This is a genomic window from Streptomyces sp. CBMA156 (assembly GCF_014596515.1).
Classification (GTDB): domain Bacteria; phylum Actinomycetota; class Actinomycetes; order Streptomycetales; family Streptomycetaceae; genus Kitasatospora.
In genome coordinates this window covers 1-16,545 of record NZ_MSJQ01000240.1, presented here as the reverse complement: position 1 = coordinate 16,545, position 16,545 = coordinate 1, and the positions used below count along the sequence as shown (strand labels likewise).

Here is a 16,545-nt window from a genome sequence, read left to right as displayed (position 1 = left end):
CGGCCCGCAGCGGCGCGGCCCGTGCGAGAGCGGTCCTGCGGGCGGCGAAGGGCATCGGTCCGGACCCGGGCGGCCTCGCCGCCGCCTGACGGGCGTTCTTGACGGGCGCTCCTGGCGGGCGCTCCTGATGTGGCGATGTGTCAGTTCTTCGGATCGGTATCCCCACTGCCGTCGAACCGGTAGCCGGTCTGGCTGAAGCCGCCCTTGGCGAAGGCGAGGACCTTGGCCGGCCGCACCGCGAAGACGAGGGACTCGCCCCCGGAGGCGTGGGCGAAGCCGCCGTCCGTCACCTGGAACCGCCACTGGCCCGTCCACTTGGCCGTCCAGGCGACGGCGAGGCGTTCGAGCAGCGCGCGGTCGGTGACGCGCAGGGCCGGGCCCTCGACCATCACGTCGAGCCCCCGGTCCCAGTGGTTGCAGCCCGTGGTCAGGACCACGTGGTGGTTGCCGGCCAGGTTCACGGCCTTCTGCTCGTCGGGGCCGGTGGTGAAGTGGAGCTGCCCGTCGAGCCACACGGCCACCAGGGGCGTGGCATGGGGGCGCCCGTCGGAGCGGACCGTCGTGATCCAGAACAGTTGTGCCGCTTCCAGGGCCTCGCGGGCGGTCGCCCAGGGCGTCGCACTGGCGTCGGGGTCGCTGAACCGTTCGTCGAGCCGGACTTCCACGTCGTTCATCGTCGTTCGTCACTCCCCACAGGACGGGACGGACAGGCCCCGCCGCGATCGGCGGACATGAGGGACGGTAGCCGCAGGGTCTGACAGTCGGCCGGGACACGGCCACCGGAGCCGGCCGGAATCATGCGGTTCCGGCATCGGTCGTCCGGTGCTGTGGGGGCCTTGGGGTCGAGGACGGCTGCCTCGGCCTGCGACCGGTCCGCCCGCCTGCGGGCCCCGCACCCGTCCCGTCCGCCCCCGCCGCGTCCCATTCCGGCGTCCCAGGTCCGGCACGTCCCCGCTGGTCAGACCCCTGTTCGCCGTCCCACCCTCCCTGTCGCGGCGCCGGGCGTGGCGGCTGGGACGGACCACCGCGCAGGCTTCGGTCGTCCGATCGACGTCCGATCGACACACCACCCGAGCCGATGCCGAAAGGGGCGCGACTACATGTCCGTCCGCAGTTCCCGCACCCGTCTGGTCACCGCCGCCGCGAGCCTCGTGGTCGGCGCCTTCTCGGTCACCGGGTGCCTCGACAGCGGCAGCGGGGTCATCGAGACGGCGACCGGCCCCTCGCTCAGGGCCGCCGCGCCCACCGCGGCGGCGGCCGCCCCCTCCGCAGAGCCCACCGCCAGCGCGGGCCCCGGCGGCACCGGTGGTCCTGGTGGCAATGCCGGCACCCCGGCGCCGAAGGCTCCCGCACCCGCCGCACCCGCGGCCGCCAAGCCGGCCACCTGCGAGGGCTCCACCACCAGGACCACGGCCGCCCCGCTGAACCGGCCAGCGAACCACCTGCTACTCACCGTCACCAACACCGGCTCCGGCACCTGCTACCTCTACGGCTACCCGGCCGTCCGGTTCGGCGAGGCCCAGTCCGTGCCGCCGGTGATCGAGGACTCCAAGCCGCAGGCCGTCGTCACCCTCAAGCCCGGCGAGTCCGGCTACGCCTCCGTGAACCTGTCCTCCACCGACGGCACCGGCGCCTCGAACGGCCGCACCGCTACCTCCCTGACCGTCCACTTCCACGGCCCCTCCGGCAACGAGAGCGTCGGCACCGGGGCCCACCCGCCGCTGCCCGCGCGGGGCACCTACGTGGACGACTCCCTCAAGGTCACCTACTGGCAGCAGGACCTGGCCGACGCCGTCACCTGGTGACCCCCGCACCGCCCACCGAACCGACAGCACCCGACGCACCGACAACACCCGACGAAGGCAGGCACACCACCATGCTCAGCACCTCTCGCAGGATCGCCCGGCTCCTGGCCGTCTACGCCGGCGTGGCCTTCCAGGTCCTCGTCCTCGGCAGTCCGGACGACCCGGACGGCCCGGGCCTGTCGCGGAGGCCGCCGTCCCCCGGCGCGGGCGCCTGACGCCCCGCCACGCAGCACCGACCCCCGGCAGGCAGGGCCGGCGTTCCCGGCTCCGGCCCGCAGCGCACGAAGTGGAGTCCCCATGGCCTTACGGACGGCCGTCACCGCGGAGCCGATCCCTTCGCACGTGTCCGCGCTCGACTACGTCATCGGCCCGGCCCTTGAACAGGGCCACGACGTCGCGCTGTACGCCCCGCCGATGAGACGGCGAGCGGGATCTGGAGGGAGTCGGGGAACGCGCACTTCAACCGCCACGTCTTCGACCGGCTCTGGCCGGAGCAGGCCGAGGCGAAGGCCCGCGACCTGATCGGCGCGTGGACCCGGGAGCGGCCCGACCTGGTGATCGCCGAGTGCAGCGACCTCGGCGCGCACCTCGCGGCGAGGGTCCTGCGGCTGCCCGTGTGGGCAGCGGACAACGGCCTGGGCCCGGTGCTCCTGGACTTGTGGGACACCGACATCGCGCCCGCGCTGGCGGCCCTCTACAAGCGGCACGAGCAGGACACCCCCGTACTGCCACCGATGCTCACCCCCGCCCCGCTCCCCTGGTTCCACGGAACGCCCCCGCCCGCGGCCCGCGCGGTCCGGCGCACCGTCGCGGCGTTCCGTACCGCCGCCCCCGGGTGGCCGGACCGCTCCCCCTCCTCCCCCGCCTCCGCCGCCTCCTCCCGTCGGCTCGTCTACGTGAGCCTCGGCACCCTGACCACCGCGATGCCGGGCCTGCGCGGCGTCGTGGGACGTGTGTACCGGGAGGTCATGGCCGCCCTCTCCGCGACCGGCTGCGATGCGATCGTGTCCGCGGGCGACCTCGCACCGGACCTGCCGAGCGCGGACCCCCGCATCACGGTCGTCGACCACGTCCCGCAGCCCGCACTCCTGCGCCGCGTGGACCTGTTCGTGACCCACGGCGGACGGGCCTCCCTGCTCGACGCCGTCCAGGGGGCAACCCCCGTCCGGGGCCTGGGCGTTCTCGCCGACCAGCCGGACAACGCCGCGGCCTCGGCCGCGCGCTGGACCTCACCGCGACACGCGACGAGACCGCCACCGCCGTCACGGCCGTCCTCGGCGACTCCCGCCACACCGCCGCCATGACCGCCGCCGGCGCCGAACTGTCACGGCTGCCACCGCTGGACATCACGCAACTGCGGGCCGGCGCGGGGGCATAGGCGCGCATCGCTCGCTCATGCAACCCGCACCGTCGGCGTTCAACGCCAGTACACCGGCACGGCCGGCCGAGGGCTGTCCCGCTACCGCGGCGCGGGTGGGACGGTCCGCTCGTAGATGGCCCCTCCGGGCACGAACCAGCCCGTCTTCTTCCGGACGGCCGGGCTCGGGTCCTGGGCGTGGGCCGCCTCCAGGGCCGCGACGGCGCGGGCGTCGGCATGGACGAACTTGCCGACGAGTTCGGCGGCCATCGTCCGGACCCTCGCGTCGGGGTCGGCTGCCAGGTGTCGCAGCGCGGGTTCGAGGACCCGGTCCGCGCCCGGTGCGCACGTGTCGCCCTTGCACCGGTCGCAGGCCAGGGCATGGAACGCGGCGGTCCTGACCCGGGCGTCGGGATCGTCGGCCATGGTGATGAGCCGGCCCATGGACTCGGTGTCGACCAGGTGGTCCAGCAGGCGGCAACAGCCCTCACGGACACCCGCGTTCTCGTGCGACAGGCCCGCGCGGATGGCACCCACCGCGGCCTCCTTGCGTCGCAGCAGCTCCCGGTAGGCCGCCACGGTGCGCTGCGGGTCGCCCAGGCACGAGACGAGGGCTTCGTTGTCGGTCCTCACGAATCCGAGCATGGCCCCAGTCTCGGGCCGTGCCGCAGCGCCCGGCAAAGGGATTTCACCTCACCGCCGGGTTCCGCACCGGGAAGGGCGCCGCACCGGGAAGGGCGCCGCGCGCCAGGACCTGTGACCGGCGGATCACGGCGTCGCCGGTGCGGACCGCGATCGTTCACCTGAGCACCTGAGCAGCCGGGCACCTGGGTCCCATGGTGCAATGCTGCTCATGGCCACCCTTCTTGACACCGCACAGAGGTTCCGCTCCCTGCACGTGCCAGGCACGCCGCTGGTCCTGCCCAACGCGTGGGACGGTGCTTCCGCCCGCGTGGTGGCGGACGCGGGTGCCACTGCGATCGCGACCACCAGCGCCGGGGTCGCCTGGTCACTCGGCCACGGCGACGGCGATCACCTGACCCGCGTCCAGGCGCTCGGCATGATCGCCCGGATCACGTCCGTGGTCGACGTACCGGTCACCGCCGACATCGAACGCGGCTACGCGACCGGCCCTGACGGCGTGGCCGAGACCGTCCGGGGCGTTCTCGCGGCCGGGGCCGTGGGGATCAACCTGGAAGACACCCTGCGCCCCGTCGCCGAGCAGGCCGAGCGGATCGCAGCCGCCCGCGAGGCCGCGGACGGGACCGGCATCCCCTTGTTCATCAACGCCCGCATCGACACCCACCGCCTGCCACCCGGCAACCGGGCGGCCTGGCTGGACGAAACGCTCACCCGCGCCCGTGCCTATGCGGCGGCCGGCGCGGACGGCATATTCGTCCTCGGCACACCGGACGTCGAGACGGTCAGGACACTCGTGGGCTCCCAGTCCCTGCCCGTGAACGTCCTGGCCGGCCCCGGCGCGCTGCCGGTGTCCGAGCTCGCCGAGGCGGGAGCCGCCCGCATCAGCGCGGGATCCTCCATCGCCGAGGCAGCGTACGGGCTGGTCCACCGGGCCACCCGCGAACTCCTGGAGAAAGGCACGACGACCGCGCTGAAGGGCGGGTTCGACTACGCCGCCCTCAACGCGCTGCTTCTGACCGCCGGACACGGCTCAGGTGCGACGGCAGGACTCCTGCCGCCCGAGCCAGCCGGTCGCGGCGGTGAGTGACGGGTCCCCCTCCTTGCGGGTGTCCACGGCCTCGTCCGGCTCGATCGGCCCCGTGTGGATCCGGCCCGTGCGATCCGCCTCGGCGGCGCCCGTGAGCAGGACGACCGCGCCGTCCGACAACCGGTGCGCGGCGTTGCCGGTGGGCACCCCGTAGGTGCGCGCGCCGAAACTGCGGGTGTCCGGGCGGCCGATGAACGCGATGGCGACGGCCTCGCCCGCGCTGCCCGTCCCCGGGCCGGTAAGGACGGCGACGGGCACGCTCCGCCCCGGGTCCCCGCCGGCCCCGGGGGGCTGCGCCTGGGGAGTCCCGTCCAGGAACGGCACGCCCCCGTGCACCGACCAGACGCTGCGGGTGCCGTCCGCCGTGACGAAGGCCCCCACCGGACCGTCCCCGAGCAGCGGAGCCGCCACTGTCAGCGGCGCCCACATCCCGCCGCCGCTCTCCCGGCGAAGGTCCACCACCCAGCCGCAGGCGCTCACCCCGGCGACGGCGGCGCGGCCGCGGGCGACGTACTCGGCGTAGGTGCGCTCCGAACCGTTCACCGCCGGAAGGGTCAACCTGGCGATGCCGCCGGGAAGTCGGTCGACCGTCGGGGCGTCGACCGTCGCGGGGTCGGCGTCCACGGCCGCCGCCTCGCCGGGCGGGTAGAACCGGCTGTGGCCGTCCCCGAGAGCCGCCACCACGCCGCCGACCGCCCCATGGGTGTCGGCCGTCGTCCGCGCCCCGGCCGCCCGCGCGAACGCCTCGTCCCGCAGCTTCGGCCAGTCCACCGTCGCGGTGCCCAACGACTCCCGCTGCAACAGGTCCAGCGCCTCCGACAGGTAACCGCGCGCCTGCGCCGACATGTCCCCGGCGCCTCCTGAAGCCCCGGGTCGTCCGGCACCCCCCGAACCTCCTGAAGCGCACCCCGCGACCAGCGCCAACGCGCCCGCCACCACCCCGGCGATCCGCACCGCCCTCATCCGCGCCCCTCTCCCGGTTCGTACAGCCCCCATTCCCACCCCACGGACAAGGAAGCGGCGACGGCCGGGAACCCTGCCCCCGACCGCCGCCGCTCGGGACCGGCCGCCGCTCCTGCCGGTCCTCGCCCTGGAGGAGAACCGGCGTACCACCGCCGGTCAGGCGTCGAGCACCTGGCCGTCGCGCCTGACGACCGGCCCCTGCGTCGACCACGGGAACTCGATCCAGTCGTCGGTCCTCTTCCACACGTACTCGCACTTCACCAGGGAGTGCGACTTCTCGTAGATGACGGCGGACCGGACCTCGGCGACATGGTCGACGCAGAAGTCGTGCACGAGCCGCAGTGTCTTGCCCGTGTCGGCGACGTCGTCGGTGATCAGGACCTTCTTGTCGGTGAAGTCGATCGCGGCGGGAACGGGCGCCAGCATGACGGGCATCTCGAGAGTGGTGCCCACGCCCGTGTAGAACTCGACGTTCACCAGGTGGATGTTCTTGCAGTCCAGCGCGTACGCCAGGCCGCCAGCCACGAACACCCCGCCGCGGGCGATGCTCAGGACGAGGTCGGGCTCGTAGCCGTCGTCGGCGATCGTCTGCGCGAGTTCGCGCACCGCCCGCCCGAAGGTCTGGTAATCCAGGGTCTCACGCACATCAGTCACGGCGACCAGTCTCCTTGGCCGCCGACCAGGCCGCGAACACCGGCACGCTCAGGACCGCAAGTGTGGCGTTTCCCACCCCTGCCGCGCGGCCCGGCCCGGAACGGGCGGGCGGCCAGGAGCAGGGTCTCGTCCCGGGCAGCAACGGCTTCGCCGGAAACCCGGGCGGCAGCGCCGGACAGGAAGGCCGGCCGAGTCGGTACACCACTGGTACACCAGCGGTGTACGATCGTGGTATGGCTGATGCGACGATCAAGGTCTCCCCTGATACGCGTGACCGGCTGGCCGCCCTTGCGGCCACCCGCGGCACCACGATCGGCGCCCAGGTGGCTCTGCTCGTGGAACAACAGCCCACCGCCGAGCAGATCGCCGAGCGCGTCGCCGAGGGCCGCCGGCTGCTGCGGGAACACTTCGGGATGACCCTCACCGACACGGAGCTTGACCAGGGCCCGGACCTGCTGCAGCGGGTCTACGGCATCGCCGCGGAGGACGCGCGCGCCAAGGTCGCCCCCCGGCGCAGCGCGTGATCATTCTGGATTCCAGCGCCCTGGCCGCGCTGGCCGCAGGCCACCCGCGTCTGCACCGGATCGTGGATGCCGCTCTGCACAGCCCGTTCCAGCATCTGCTGGTGCCGGTGCTGTGCCTGGTCGAGGCCGAGATCAAGGACGAGGGTGCCGCGCACGCGGTCCTGGCGCTGCCCTCCGTGGAGTTCGAGCCGCTGGACGCGAGTACCGCCGTGGTGGTGGCGAGGATGGTCCGCGACGGATACGGGGGCCAGGACTTGGCGCACGCGATCGCCACGAGTCTGCCGACTCCGGTGCGTCCGCAGCAGCACCTGGTCCTGACGGCCCGTGCGGAGCTGTATCCGCCGGGGATCGTCACCGTCGACATCGACGACCCCCGCCTGGAGCCGTAGGTCTCACTGTCGGAGAGGCCGGGAGCGGGCCCGGACACCCAGCGGGCCGCCGTGGAGAATCACCCCCATGCGGATCCTGATCGTCACCACCGGCTCCCGCGGGGACGTCGCGCCGTTCACCGGCCTGGGCCGACGCCTGCTGGACACCGGACACGAAGTCGCCGTGGTCGCCCATCCGACCTTCGCGACGCTGATCGAGTCCTGCGGTCTGGAGTACCGGCCGCTGCCGGGAGACCCGGAGGAGCTCATCCGGGCCAGGGCCCGCGCGACCTCCCCGGACGAGAGCCGCGCGCTGCTGACCGCGTACGTGGACGGGCTCGCCGGCGGCGTGGAGGACGCCGTGGCGGGCGGCGCCGACCTGCTGCTCACCGCCTTCGCCCCGTCGCCGCTCAGTCAGACGGCCGGGGAGGCCTGCGGCGTGCCCGTCCTCGGCACGTACCTCACGCCCGCCTTCGCCACCGGGGAGTTCCCGCTGCCCGGCCCCGCCGGCGGCACGGACCTGGGACCGGAAGGCAATCTCGCGGCCGGACAGGAGCGGCTCCGGAGCGCGGACCGGCTGTTCTCGGGTGCCGTGGCCCGGATGCGCGAGCGCCTCGGTCTTGCGGGCACGCCCTCGCCGGAACCTCTCGGCCGCACCCGTCCGGTCGTCCACGGCTACAGTCCCCTGCTGCTGCCGCGCCCGGCGGACTGGCCGGCCCCGGTCGGCGTGGCGGGCTTCTGGTGGCCCGCCCGACCACTGGGCTGGCAGCCTCCGGCCGAGCTGGTCGACTTCCTCCAGGCCGGTCCGGCCCCGGTGTTCATCGGTTTCGGCAGCATGGCACCGGGCGAGGGCGCGCGGCTCGGCGAGTTGGTGACGGCGGCGGTACGGCGGGCCGGAGTGCGCGCGGTGGTCCAGGCGGGCTGGGCCGGTCTGGAGGCCACGGGCGACGACGTCCTGTCCGTCGGCGACCTCCCCCACGACTGGCTGCTCCCCCGCACGGCCGCCGCCGTCCACCACGCCGGAGCGGGCACCACCGGCGCCGCGCTACGCGCCGGGATCCCCGCCGTACCGGTGCCCGTCATGGCCGACCAGCCGTTCTGGGCGGCCCGGCTGCACCAGCTGGGAGTAGCCCCGCAGCCGGTGCCGTTCACGGACCTCACCGCCGAACGCCTCGCCGCCGCGATCACGGCCGCCCTGGCCGAACCGGTCCGCCGCCGCGCGGCCGCCGTCGCCGGGCTCATGGCGGCCGAGGACGGCGCCGGTGCCGTCCTCGCCCACATCGCCCGGATCGACGAGGCCCCCGACCACTGAGCCCCGCCGCCCACCGACACCCGGCCCGGGACCGGCCGAGGCCGGAACACCTGCGGAGGCTCTCGTACGGGCGGGACCGGAGCAGGGAAGCACGGCAGAGCACACCAACACGCGGCTTTCCTGCCCGCGGGGCGGGGCGAACGGGCCGGCGGCCTCGACGGGCGCGCCGCGCGGAGTGAATCCGGATCAGGGGGCCTCGGGGCGTCCGGAGCAGCCTCGTGCGCGGCCTCCGCGGCGGCCTGGCCGCGCTCCGGCGGCGGTCCGCGACCCTCGGGGCGGCCGCCTCGGGGCAGGCGCTCACGCGGCCGTACACGCGGTCGGCAGATGGGCTCTGACCTGGTGTTATTCCGAGAATCGCCTAGGCTGGGGAGTTCTGCCGGGCAGCTTCGGAGGGGACACCGTGAGCCAGGACGACAGCACGTACGACAGCGTCCGGATCCAGGTACTGGAGGGCCGGGAAGCGATTCGGAAGCGCCCCGGGATGTACATCGGCTCGACCGGTGAACGCGGCCTGTGCCAGATGGTGTTCGAGGTCGCCGACCGGGCCGTGAACGAAGTCCTGGCCGGCCGGGCCGGCCGCGTCGGCATCACCCTCACGTCCGACGGCGGGGTGCGCGTCGCCGACGACGGCCCGGGCGAGAGCAGCCTGGAGGCCCTGATGTCCTGGACAGGGGCCGGGGCGGGGCTCCGCGGCCGTCATGACGTGATGCTCGGCCACGCGGGCGTGGGCCTCGTCGTCGCCAACGCCCTGTCGAGCCGGTTGACGGCCGAGGTCCGGCGCGAGGGCGTCCGACGGGTGCGGGAGTACGCTCGCGGTGTCGCCGTCACCCCGGTCACCGGCGCGGGGCCGGCGGCCGGCAGCGGCACCATCGTCACCTTCTGGCCGGACACCGAGATCTTCGGGGCGACGGAGTTCCCGTTCGACTACCTGGCGGACCGCTTCCGGGAACTCGCGCTGCTGAACCGGGACTTGGACGTCCTGCTGACCGACAGCCGCCGCTCGGACGGCTCCCGGTCGCTCCGGTTCCGGTTCCCCGGCGGGGCGCGGGACCACGTCCGCCTCCTCGACGCGCGGACGGCGCCCAGCGGCCCCGGCGGCCTCGGCGGCCTCGGCTTCGAGCAGGAGGACCCGCGGATGGCGGGGACGATGGAGGTGGCCCTCCGCTGGCGTGACGCCCCTGACGAGCGGATCCGGAGCTTCGCCAACTGCCACCCCACCCCCCGCGGCGGCACCCACGAGGCGGGATTCCGCGACGGGGTGGCGGCCGCGCTCAACGCCCACGCGCGCCGCCGGGACCTGCTGGGTGCGGCGGACCCCGGCCTCACCGCCCGGCAGGCCGGCGCGGGCCTGACCGCGGTCGTGTCGGTGAAGCTCGACCGGCCCGAGTTCCACGGCTCCACCCGCGACGTGCTCGGCGACGACACCGTGCGCGGCTGCGTCGGGCAGGCCGTCCGGGAGCACCTCGGCGCGTGGCTGGAGGCGCACCCGGAGCAGGCCGCGGCCGTCGTCCGGCAGGCCGCCAGGGGCGCGTGAGCGCCCCGGGCCCGCCGCCTCCCTCAAGGCGGCGGGCCCGGGGCCGTTCGGCGCCGGAAGGCGTCAGGCGGGGCGGATGCCCGGGTTGCCGGCCTCGGTGACGAAGGAGGCGGCGGTGGAGAGGGTGCCGCCGGGGCGGGTGATGTGGGAGACCACCCGGTAGTCGGCGCGGGCCCGGTGCTGGTCGAGGGTGAGCACGGTGTAGCCGCGGCGCCCGTCGTAGTACTTCATGTGCGGGTTGGCCGCCATGAGGGTGCTCCAGTTGGACGGCTTCTCCTCGCCGTCGCCGTCGCTGCTGATCGAGGTGCCGACGAACTCCACGCCCACCGTGCGGGAGTTGGGGTCGTCGAAGTTGCGCTTGACGTCCAGGGCGTAGGCCACGTGCACGTCGCCGGTGAGCAGCACCAGGTTCTTCACGCCGGACTGGTCGACGGTCTTCAGGAAGCGCTCGCGGGCGGCGGGGTAGCCGTCCCAGGCGTCCATGGAGAGCTTGGAGCGGTCGGCGGTGGTGTTCTTGCGGCGGGAGAAGACGACCTGCTGGGGCACGACGTTCCAGGTGGCCTTGGAGTGGCGCAGGCCGTCGGCGAACCAGCGTTCCTGGGTGGCACCCATCAGGGTGCGCTTGGCGTCGTCGGACTCCGGGGTGGGGTACTGCCAGCCGTCGCCGTTGGCCTGGTCGTCGCGGTACTGGCGGGTGTCGAGGATGTCGAACTGGGCCAGCTTGCCGTAGTGGACGCGCCGGTAGAGGGTCAGCTCGGTGCCACGGGGCTGGGGCATGCGCAGCGGCTGGTTCTCCCAGTAGGCGCGGTAGGCGGCGGCGCGGCGGGCGACGAAGGGGGCCGGGTCCTGGTTCTTCTCCGGGATGCCGGCGGCGTAGTTGTTCTCCACCTCGTGGTCGTCCCAGGTGACGTACCAGGGGTGGGCGGCGTGCGCGGCCTGGAGGTCGGGGTCGTTCTTGTAGAGGGAGTAGCGCAGCCGGTAGTCCTCGAGGGTGGTGGTCTCGTGGTTGAAGTGGGCCGCGAGGGTGCGGTCGGTGTACTTGCGGTCGCCGCCGACGGAGTCGATGCCGTACTCGTAGATGTAGTCGCCGACGTGGAAGACGGCGTCCAGGGACTCGTTGGCGAGGTGGCGGTAGGCGGTGAAGTAGCCGTCCTCGTAGGCCTGGCAGGAGACGAAGGCGATGCGGGCGCTGTCGAGCTTCCTGCCGCGCGGCGGGGCGGTGCGGGTGCGGCCGACGGGGCTGGACCAGGAGCCGACGGTGAAGCGGTACCAGTACTCGCGTGCGGCGTCGAGGTCGTCGACGTCCACGTGGACGGCGTAGTTGAACTCGGCGTGGGCGCGCGCGGTGCCGCGCCGCTCGACACGGCGGAACTTCTCGTCGCGGGCGATCTCCCAGCCGACCTTCACCGAGCCGGTGGGCGGCAGGCCGGCGCCGGGCTCCAGCGGGCGCGGGGCCAGGCGGGTCCACAGGACGACGGCCTCGGAGGTGGCGTCGCCGGAGGCCACGCCGAGGGTGAAGGGGTTGTCGCCGATGGCGCGCGGGGCGATCTCGTTGTCGGCGGCGCCGGCGGTGGGGATGTTGACGCTGAAGGCGAGCGCGGCGGCGGCCGAGGTGACGGTCAGGAAGCGGCGCCGGTCGAGGCGGGCGGCGGCCTCGCGCAGCATCCGGTCGGCGGTGGAGTGGTCGGCGGGGCGGGTCATGGGGGGTAGTGGCCTTTCGCTGCTCGGGGGGTGTGCGAAGGGAATTGGAGTGGACCACCCCGTACGGCGGGGGTCGGGATCAGGGCAGCAGAGTGATCATCTGATGGGAGCCCCGTGAAGGTCCGGCATATCGCCCCGAGCTGCTCGGAATGGTGTATTCCGGCTTCTTCTGTCCTGTCCTGGCCGGTCTCGGCGGCGCGGCCGCGGGCATCCCGGCCGCCGGCGGGCCGGGTGGGCGAGGCTCGCACCATGGGCCAGTCAAGCCGCCCCCCGACCGCGCCCACTCGCACTCACCCGGCGTTCAGACGACTTCCAGGTTGGCCATCATCCCCATGTCCTCGTGTTCGGCGTTGTGGCAGTGGAAGAGGTAGCGGCCGCGGTAGCCGTCGAAGCGGGTGATGATCTCCGCGGACTCCCCCGGGCGCAGCGAGACGGTGTCCTTGAGGCCGGCGTCGTGGGGCAGTGGGGGTCTGCCGCCGCGGGTGAGGATGCGGAAGCCGACGAGGTGGAGGTGGACGGGGTGGTGGACGTCGGCGATCAGGCGCCAGATCTCGGTGTCGCCGAGGGGGACGGTGACGTCGGTGCGGGCGGGGTCGAAGGGCCGGCCGCCGATGAGCCAGCCGTGGCCGCCGTTCATCCGGCCGGCGCGGAAGGCGAAGTCGCGGGTGCGGACGGCGTCCTGGCGGTGCCAGTCGGGCAGGTCGGTGGCGAGGACGGGTGGGATGCGGCTGTCGTCGGTGGCGGGGCGGGTGATGCGGAAGGCCATGACGTCGCGGGTGCGGCCGGTGCCGAGGCGGTTGACGAGGTGGACGAGGGAGCCGATGGGGGCGGTGGCGAAGTCGATGACGAGGTCGTGGCGTTCGGCGGGGGCGGTGGGCAGGGTCCGGTGGGTGACGGGGGTGGCGAGCAGGCCCTGGTCGGCGCCGATCTGGACGAGGTCGAGGCGGCGGCCGTCCTCGGTGAGGGCTTCGAGTTCGTAGTGGCGGGCGTTGGAGGCGTTGAGCAGGCGCAGCCGGTGGCGGGTGGCGTCGGTTTCGTGGACGGGCCAGGGGGCGCCGTTGACGAGGATGACGTCGCCGAGGACGCCGGCGAGGTGGGGTTCGGTGACGCCGGGGGTCGTGCGCAGGGTGGGGTCGAGGGAGGGGTAGCTGAGGGCGCCGTCGGCGGTGAAGGCGCGGTCGGTGATCATCAGGGGGATCTCGCGGGGGCCGGCGGGCAGGCCGAGGCTGTCCTCGGTGTCGTCGCGCACGATGTGGAGGCCGGCGAGGCCGCGCCAGATGGCGGGGGCGGTGTAGTCCATGCGGTGGTCGTGGTACCAGAGCAGGGTGGGGCGTTGGTCGTTGGGGAATGTGTAGTCGCGTTTCAGGCGGCTGGTGACGGCGCGGGGGTCGGTCATGTGGCCGCCGGTGCCGTGGCCGTCCGTACCTGACATGCCTGCCATGCCCGGCATGGTGTGGGGGGTGTCGGGCCAGGCGGCAGGCAGGACGAGGTCGGTGGGGTAGCCGTCGGAGTCCGCGGGGGTGCGGCCGCCGTGGAGGTGGACGACGGTGGGGACGGGGAGTTCGTTGTGGTGGGTGACGGTGACGGGCCGGCCGCGGCGGGCCTCGATGGTGGGGCCGGGGAAGGTGCCGCCGTAGGTCCACAGGCGGGTGGTGAGGCCGGGCAGGATCTCGGCGATGGTCTCGCGCTGGACGATGTCGTAGTGGTCGGTGCCGCCGGCGGTGGAGACGGGTCTGGCGACGGCGGGCAGGGGCAGCGGAACCTGGTACGGGGGTGGCAGCGCCGCGGTGCTGCGCAGTTGGGCGCCGGTGGTGGCGGGGCGGCGGGCGAGGGCGGCGGCGGTGGCGAGTGAGGCGGTGGTGAGCAGGCCGAAGGCGCCGCCGATGCCCAGGACTTGACGACGCGTCAGGCCGAGTGGGCGGTTGTCGCGGGACTCAGGCACGGTCGTCCCCCTCGCGCGCGGGGGCGGTGCGCCGTGCGGGCAGTGGGGTGCGCCACAGGGCGGTGGTGAGCACGACGGTGCCGGCGATGGTGGCGACGCCCAGGGGCAGGTGCAGCCACAGGGCGCCGCCGAGTCCGGCGAAGTACTGCACGGTCTCGGCGGCGGCCACGGCGAGGCTCGCGGCGAGCGGCCAGGCGCGGCGCAGCCGTATCCACAGGACGAGGGCGGCGATCAGCTGGAGGTAGCCGAGGGTGGTGACGGCGTCGGCGCCGGCGGCGTGCCAGCCGAGGGCGTCGAAGTCTCCGCTGAGGTAGACGCCGGCGAAGACGGGCTGGCCGAACAGGACGGCGGTGTGGGCGGCGGCCAGGGCGCGCAGGGTCCGTCCGGCGGGCCCGGTCCGCTCCCCCGTGGCGGACCGGGCCTCGGGCTCCGGTGGGGTCCTGGGGGCGGCGATGGCCATGGGGAGTCCTTCCTCGTACCGGTCTCGGGCCGCACCGTGTGCCGGTGTGCGGCCCCGCCCCCGACGCTATGACCGTCCGGTTATCCTGTCCAAGATCAGTATTGCTATGGCGTGATGACCGTGGGGGCATGAGGACTTCGTGGACCTGAACACGCTCACCCAGTTCCTGGCGGTGGCGCGGCTGGAGCACCTGAGCCGGGCGGCCGGGGAACTGCGCGTCGCCCAGCCGTCGTTGAGCCGTTCCATCGCCCGGCTGGAGGCCGAGCTGGGCACGCCGCTGTTCGAGCGCGGCGGGCGGCTGCGGCTGAACGAGGCCGGGCGGCTGTTCCGCGACTACGTGGAGCGCTCGCTGGGCGAACTGGAGGCCGGACGGCGGGCGGTGGCCGAGGCCGCCGCGCAGGGGCCGGGCACGGTGCGGCTGGCCTCGGAGACCTTCCTGGCCTTCGGCGGGCCGCTGGCCGCGTTCAAGCGCGCCCACCCGGGGGTGGAGATCGAGCTGCACCAGCTGTCCGCGCAGGAGACGGCGCGGCGGCTGCGCGCCCAGGACGTCGACCTCGCCGTGGTCTCCCAGCCGGTCGCCGCCGAGGGCCTGGAGTCGGTGCTGCTGCTGGACGAGGAGGTGGGGCTGGCCGTCCCGGTGGGCGATCCGCTGGCCCACCGCACCACGGTGGGCGTCGAGGAGCTCGCGCAGCGGCCGTTCATCGCCGCCCGGCCCGGGCACTGGCAACGCCGCCTGCTGGACCGGCTGTTCGCCGCCCGCGGCCTGGTGCCGCGGATCGTCTGCGAGAGCGACGAGGCCGGCGCCATCGCCGAACTGATCAGCGCGGGCCTGGGCGTGGGCCTGGTGCCCGCGATCGCCCGGCGCACCGCGACCCGGCTGCCGCTGGTGTGGGTCGGCGTGGACAGCCCCGAGTGCCGGCGCTCGCTGACCCTGTTCTGGGACGGGCAGGCGGACGACAGCCAGGCTGACGGCGGGTTCTGACGACGGGCCCGGTCAGGGAACGGTCGGGGACCGGTCAGAGCTTGGCGGCCGAGAAGGTGTCGCACTGGGCGGCGTCGCCGCTGCGGTAGCCGGTGGTGAACCAGGCCTTGCGCTGCTCGGCGGAACCGTGCGTCCAGGCCTCCGGGTTGATCCGCCCGGTGGCGCCCTGCTGGATCCGGTCGTCGCCGACCGCCGCGGCCGCGTCCAGGCCCTGGGCGATGTCCTGGTCGGTGAGCGAGGCGATCAGCGGACGGCCGGTGGAGGGCTGCGGGGTGGTCGTGGCGTGGTGCGCCCACACCCCGGCGTAGCAGTCGGCCTGGAGCTCCAGGCGCACCGAGCCGCTGTTGGCGCCCTGGCGGTCGTTGCCGACCTTCTGCATGGCGCCGGTGAGGTTCTGGATGTGGTGGCCGTACTCGTGGGCGACGACGTAGGACTCGGCGAACGGGCCGCCCTTGGCGCCGAAGCGGGCGGACAGCTCGTTGAAGAAGCCCAGGTCGAAGTAGGCCTTCTTGTCGCCGGGACAGTAGAACGGGCCCACCGCGGAGGTCGCCGACCCGCAGGCGGTGGAGACCTGACCGGTGAACAGCACCGTCTCGGCGTTCTTGTACGGGACGTTGGCGCGCTTCGGCAGCTCGGTGCGCCAGAACTCCTGGAGGCTGTTGGTGACCGCCACGATCCGGCAGTCCTGGCGCTTGTTGGCGTCCGCGCCGGTCTTGCAGGCCTGCTGCACCTCGCCGGCCGTCCGGGTGCCGGAGGAGTTGGAGGAGGAGCCGTCGCCGGAGGACAGGCCCAGCAGCTGCGGGTCGACGCCGAGGATGACCGCGAACAGCACCGCGATCAGGCCCACGGCCCCGCCGCCGATGGCGACCTTCCCGCCCGGGATGCCGCGCCGGTCGTCCACCTGCGAGGTGTCGAGGTCGCCCTGGTCGTCGAACTGCATGTGCCCCTGCCCTGCCCGCTTCTGCCGGTCGCTTCTGCCGGTCGCTTTTGTGCGTTCTGGTGACGGTCTGTACCGTCACGGCCCAGCCCAGCCTACGGGCCCCGGGCCCCGCCCCGGCGCCCCCCCCCCCCCCCCCCCCCGTCCCCCTTGCCCCGGTGGACGGTGCTATCGGGCCATGTGCTCGCGCGGGTGACACGGGAATACCGTGCTGACGCACCTCCCGGGGGGTTGGACTCCTCGCATACGATGGCCCGTGCGGTGGGGTGGACCCCCC

At 74.0% G+C, this 16,545-nt stretch carries 17 protein-coding genes; 9 read left to right on the top strand and 8 right to left on the bottom strand.

Annotated features, from left to right (window positions below):
- Positions 1 to 140: 140 nt before the first annotated feature.
- Entirely contained in the window at positions 141 to 674 is a 534-nt protein-coding gene (locus BU198_RS19980) for a pyridoxamine 5'-phosphate oxidase family protein (RefSeq protein WP_188298230.1), read from the bottom strand.
- 426 nt (positions 675 to 1,100) lie between these two features.
- Between BU198_RS19980 and BU198_RS19975 the strand changes: the two genes are divergently transcribed.
- From BU198_RS19975 to BU198_RS43845, 3 genes are all read left to right on the top strand, one after another.
- Positions 1,101 to 1,805, top strand: coding sequence for a DUF4232 domain-containing protein (locus BU198_RS19975; protein WP_188298229.1), 705 nt, complete (start codon positions 1,101 to 1,103; stop codon positions 1,803 to 1,805).
- A 71-nt stretch (positions 1,806 to 1,876) separates the two neighbouring features.
- Positions 1,877 to 2,020, top strand: coding sequence for a hypothetical protein (locus tag BU198_RS19970; protein WP_188298228.1), 144 nt, complete (start codon positions 1,877 to 1,879; stop codon positions 2,018 to 2,020).
- Between the two features lie 339 nt (positions 2,021 to 2,359).
- Positions 2,360 to 3,109 carry a hypothetical protein gene (locus BU198_RS43845; RefSeq protein WP_317620217.1) on the top strand — a complete coding sequence of 250 codons (750 nt, stop codon included), beginning with the start codon at positions 2,360 to 2,362 and terminating at the stop codon, positions 3,107 to 3,109.
- Positions 3,110 to 3,264: 155 nt separating this feature from the next.
- On the opposite strand, the gene BU198_RS19960 is transcribed toward BU198_RS43845, so the two are convergent.
- Positions 3,265 to 3,807 carry a HEAT repeat domain-containing protein gene (locus tag BU198_RS19960; RefSeq protein ID WP_188298227.1) on the bottom strand — a complete coding sequence of 181 codons (543 nt, stop codon included), beginning with the start codon at positions 3,805 to 3,807 and terminating at the stop codon, positions 3,265 to 3,267.
- A gap of 208 nt (positions 3,808 to 4,015) precedes the next feature.
- On the opposite strand from BU198_RS19960, the gene BU198_RS19955 reads away from it, so the two are divergent.
- On the top strand, positions 4,016 to 4,891 hold the full coding sequence (locus BU198_RS19955) for an isocitrate lyase/phosphoenolpyruvate mutase family protein (protein ID WP_411293214.1): 876 nt from the start codon (positions 4,016 to 4,018) through the stop codon (positions 4,889 to 4,891).
- Here BU198_RS19955 and BU198_RS19950 read toward each other — a convergent pair.
- Together BU198_RS19950 and BU198_RS19945 are read right to left on the bottom strand one after the other, a co-directional pair.
- A complete protein-coding gene (locus tag BU198_RS19950; RefSeq protein ID WP_188298225.1) occupies positions 4,835 to 5,737 on the bottom strand; it encodes a S41 family peptidase in 903 nt (300 codons plus the stop codon). The genes BU198_RS19955 and BU198_RS19950 overlap by 57 nt on opposite strands.
- 273 nt (positions 5,738 to 6,010) lie before the next feature.
- A complete protein-coding gene (locus BU198_RS19945) occupies positions 6,011 to 6,508 on the bottom strand; it encodes a phosphoribosyltransferase (RefSeq protein WP_188298224.1) in 498 nt (165 codons plus the stop codon).
- Between the two features lie 233 nt (positions 6,509 to 6,741).
- Between BU198_RS19945 and BU198_RS19940 the strand changes: the two genes are divergently transcribed.
- The 4 genes from BU198_RS19940 (at position 6,742) to BU198_RS19925 (ending at position 10,246) form a co-directional block, all read left to right on the top strand.
- A complete protein-coding gene (locus BU198_RS19940) occupies positions 6,742 to 7,032 on the top strand; it encodes a hypothetical protein (RefSeq protein ID WP_188298223.1) in 291 nt (96 codons plus the stop codon).
- Positions 7,029 to 7,421, top strand: a complete 393-nt coding sequence (locus BU198_RS19935; protein ID WP_188298222.1) for a hypothetical protein — start codon at positions 7,029 to 7,031, stop codon at positions 7,419 to 7,421. Before BU198_RS19940 ends, BU198_RS19935 begins: the two co-directional genes overlap by 4 nt.
- A 67-nt stretch (positions 7,422 to 7,488) precedes the next feature.
- Positions 7,489 to 8,712 carry a glycosyltransferase gene (locus tag BU198_RS19930; protein ID WP_188298221.1) on the top strand — a complete coding sequence of 408 codons (1,224 nt, stop codon included), beginning with the start codon at positions 7,489 to 7,491 and terminating at the stop codon, positions 8,710 to 8,712.
- Between the two features lie 400 nt (positions 8,713 to 9,112).
- Complete coding sequence (locus BU198_RS19925; protein WP_317620216.1) at positions 9,113 to 10,246, top strand: ATP-binding protein; 1,134 nt, start codon at positions 9,113 to 9,115, stop codon at positions 10,244 to 10,246.
- A gap of 63 nt (positions 10,247 to 10,309) precedes the next feature.
- On the opposite strand, the gene BU198_RS19920 is transcribed toward BU198_RS19925, so the two are convergent.
- The 3 genes from BU198_RS19920 to BU198_RS19910 form a co-directional block, all read right to left on the bottom strand.
- The gene (locus BU198_RS19920; RefSeq protein WP_188295211.1) at positions 10,310 to 11,947 is read right to left on the bottom strand and encodes an alkaline phosphatase D family protein; all 1,638 of its coding nucleotides are present in this window, start codon (positions 11,945 to 11,947) and stop codon (positions 10,310 to 10,312) included.
- A gap of 301 nt (positions 11,948 to 12,248) precedes the next feature.
- On the bottom strand, positions 12,249 to 13,889 hold the full coding sequence (locus tag BU198_RS19915; protein ID WP_188295212.1) for a multicopper oxidase family protein: 1,641 nt from the start codon (positions 13,887 to 13,889) through the stop codon (positions 12,249 to 12,251).
- On the bottom strand, positions 13,882 to 14,349 hold the full coding sequence (locus BU198_RS19910; protein ID WP_223243839.1) for a hypothetical protein: 468 nt from the start codon (positions 14,347 to 14,349) through the stop codon (positions 13,882 to 13,884). The genes BU198_RS19915 and BU198_RS19910 overlap by 8 nt, the downstream gene beginning before the upstream one ends.
- Before the next feature lie 139 nt (positions 14,350 to 14,488).
- On the opposite strand from BU198_RS19910, the gene BU198_RS19905 reads away from it, so the two are divergent.
- Positions 14,489 to 15,331, top strand: a complete 843-nt coding sequence (locus BU198_RS19905; RefSeq protein ID WP_188298220.1) for a LysR family transcriptional regulator — start codon at positions 14,489 to 14,491, stop codon at positions 15,329 to 15,331.
- Positions 15,332 to 15,365: 34 nt separating this feature from the next.
- Here BU198_RS19905 and BU198_RS19900 read toward each other — a convergent pair whose 3' ends face one another.
- Positions 15,366 to 16,271, bottom strand: a complete 906-nt coding sequence (locus BU198_RS19900; RefSeq protein ID WP_188295214.1) for a neutral zinc metallopeptidase — start codon at positions 16,269 to 16,271, stop codon at positions 15,366 to 15,368.
- Between the last annotated feature and the right edge of the window lie 274 nt (positions 16,272 to 16,545).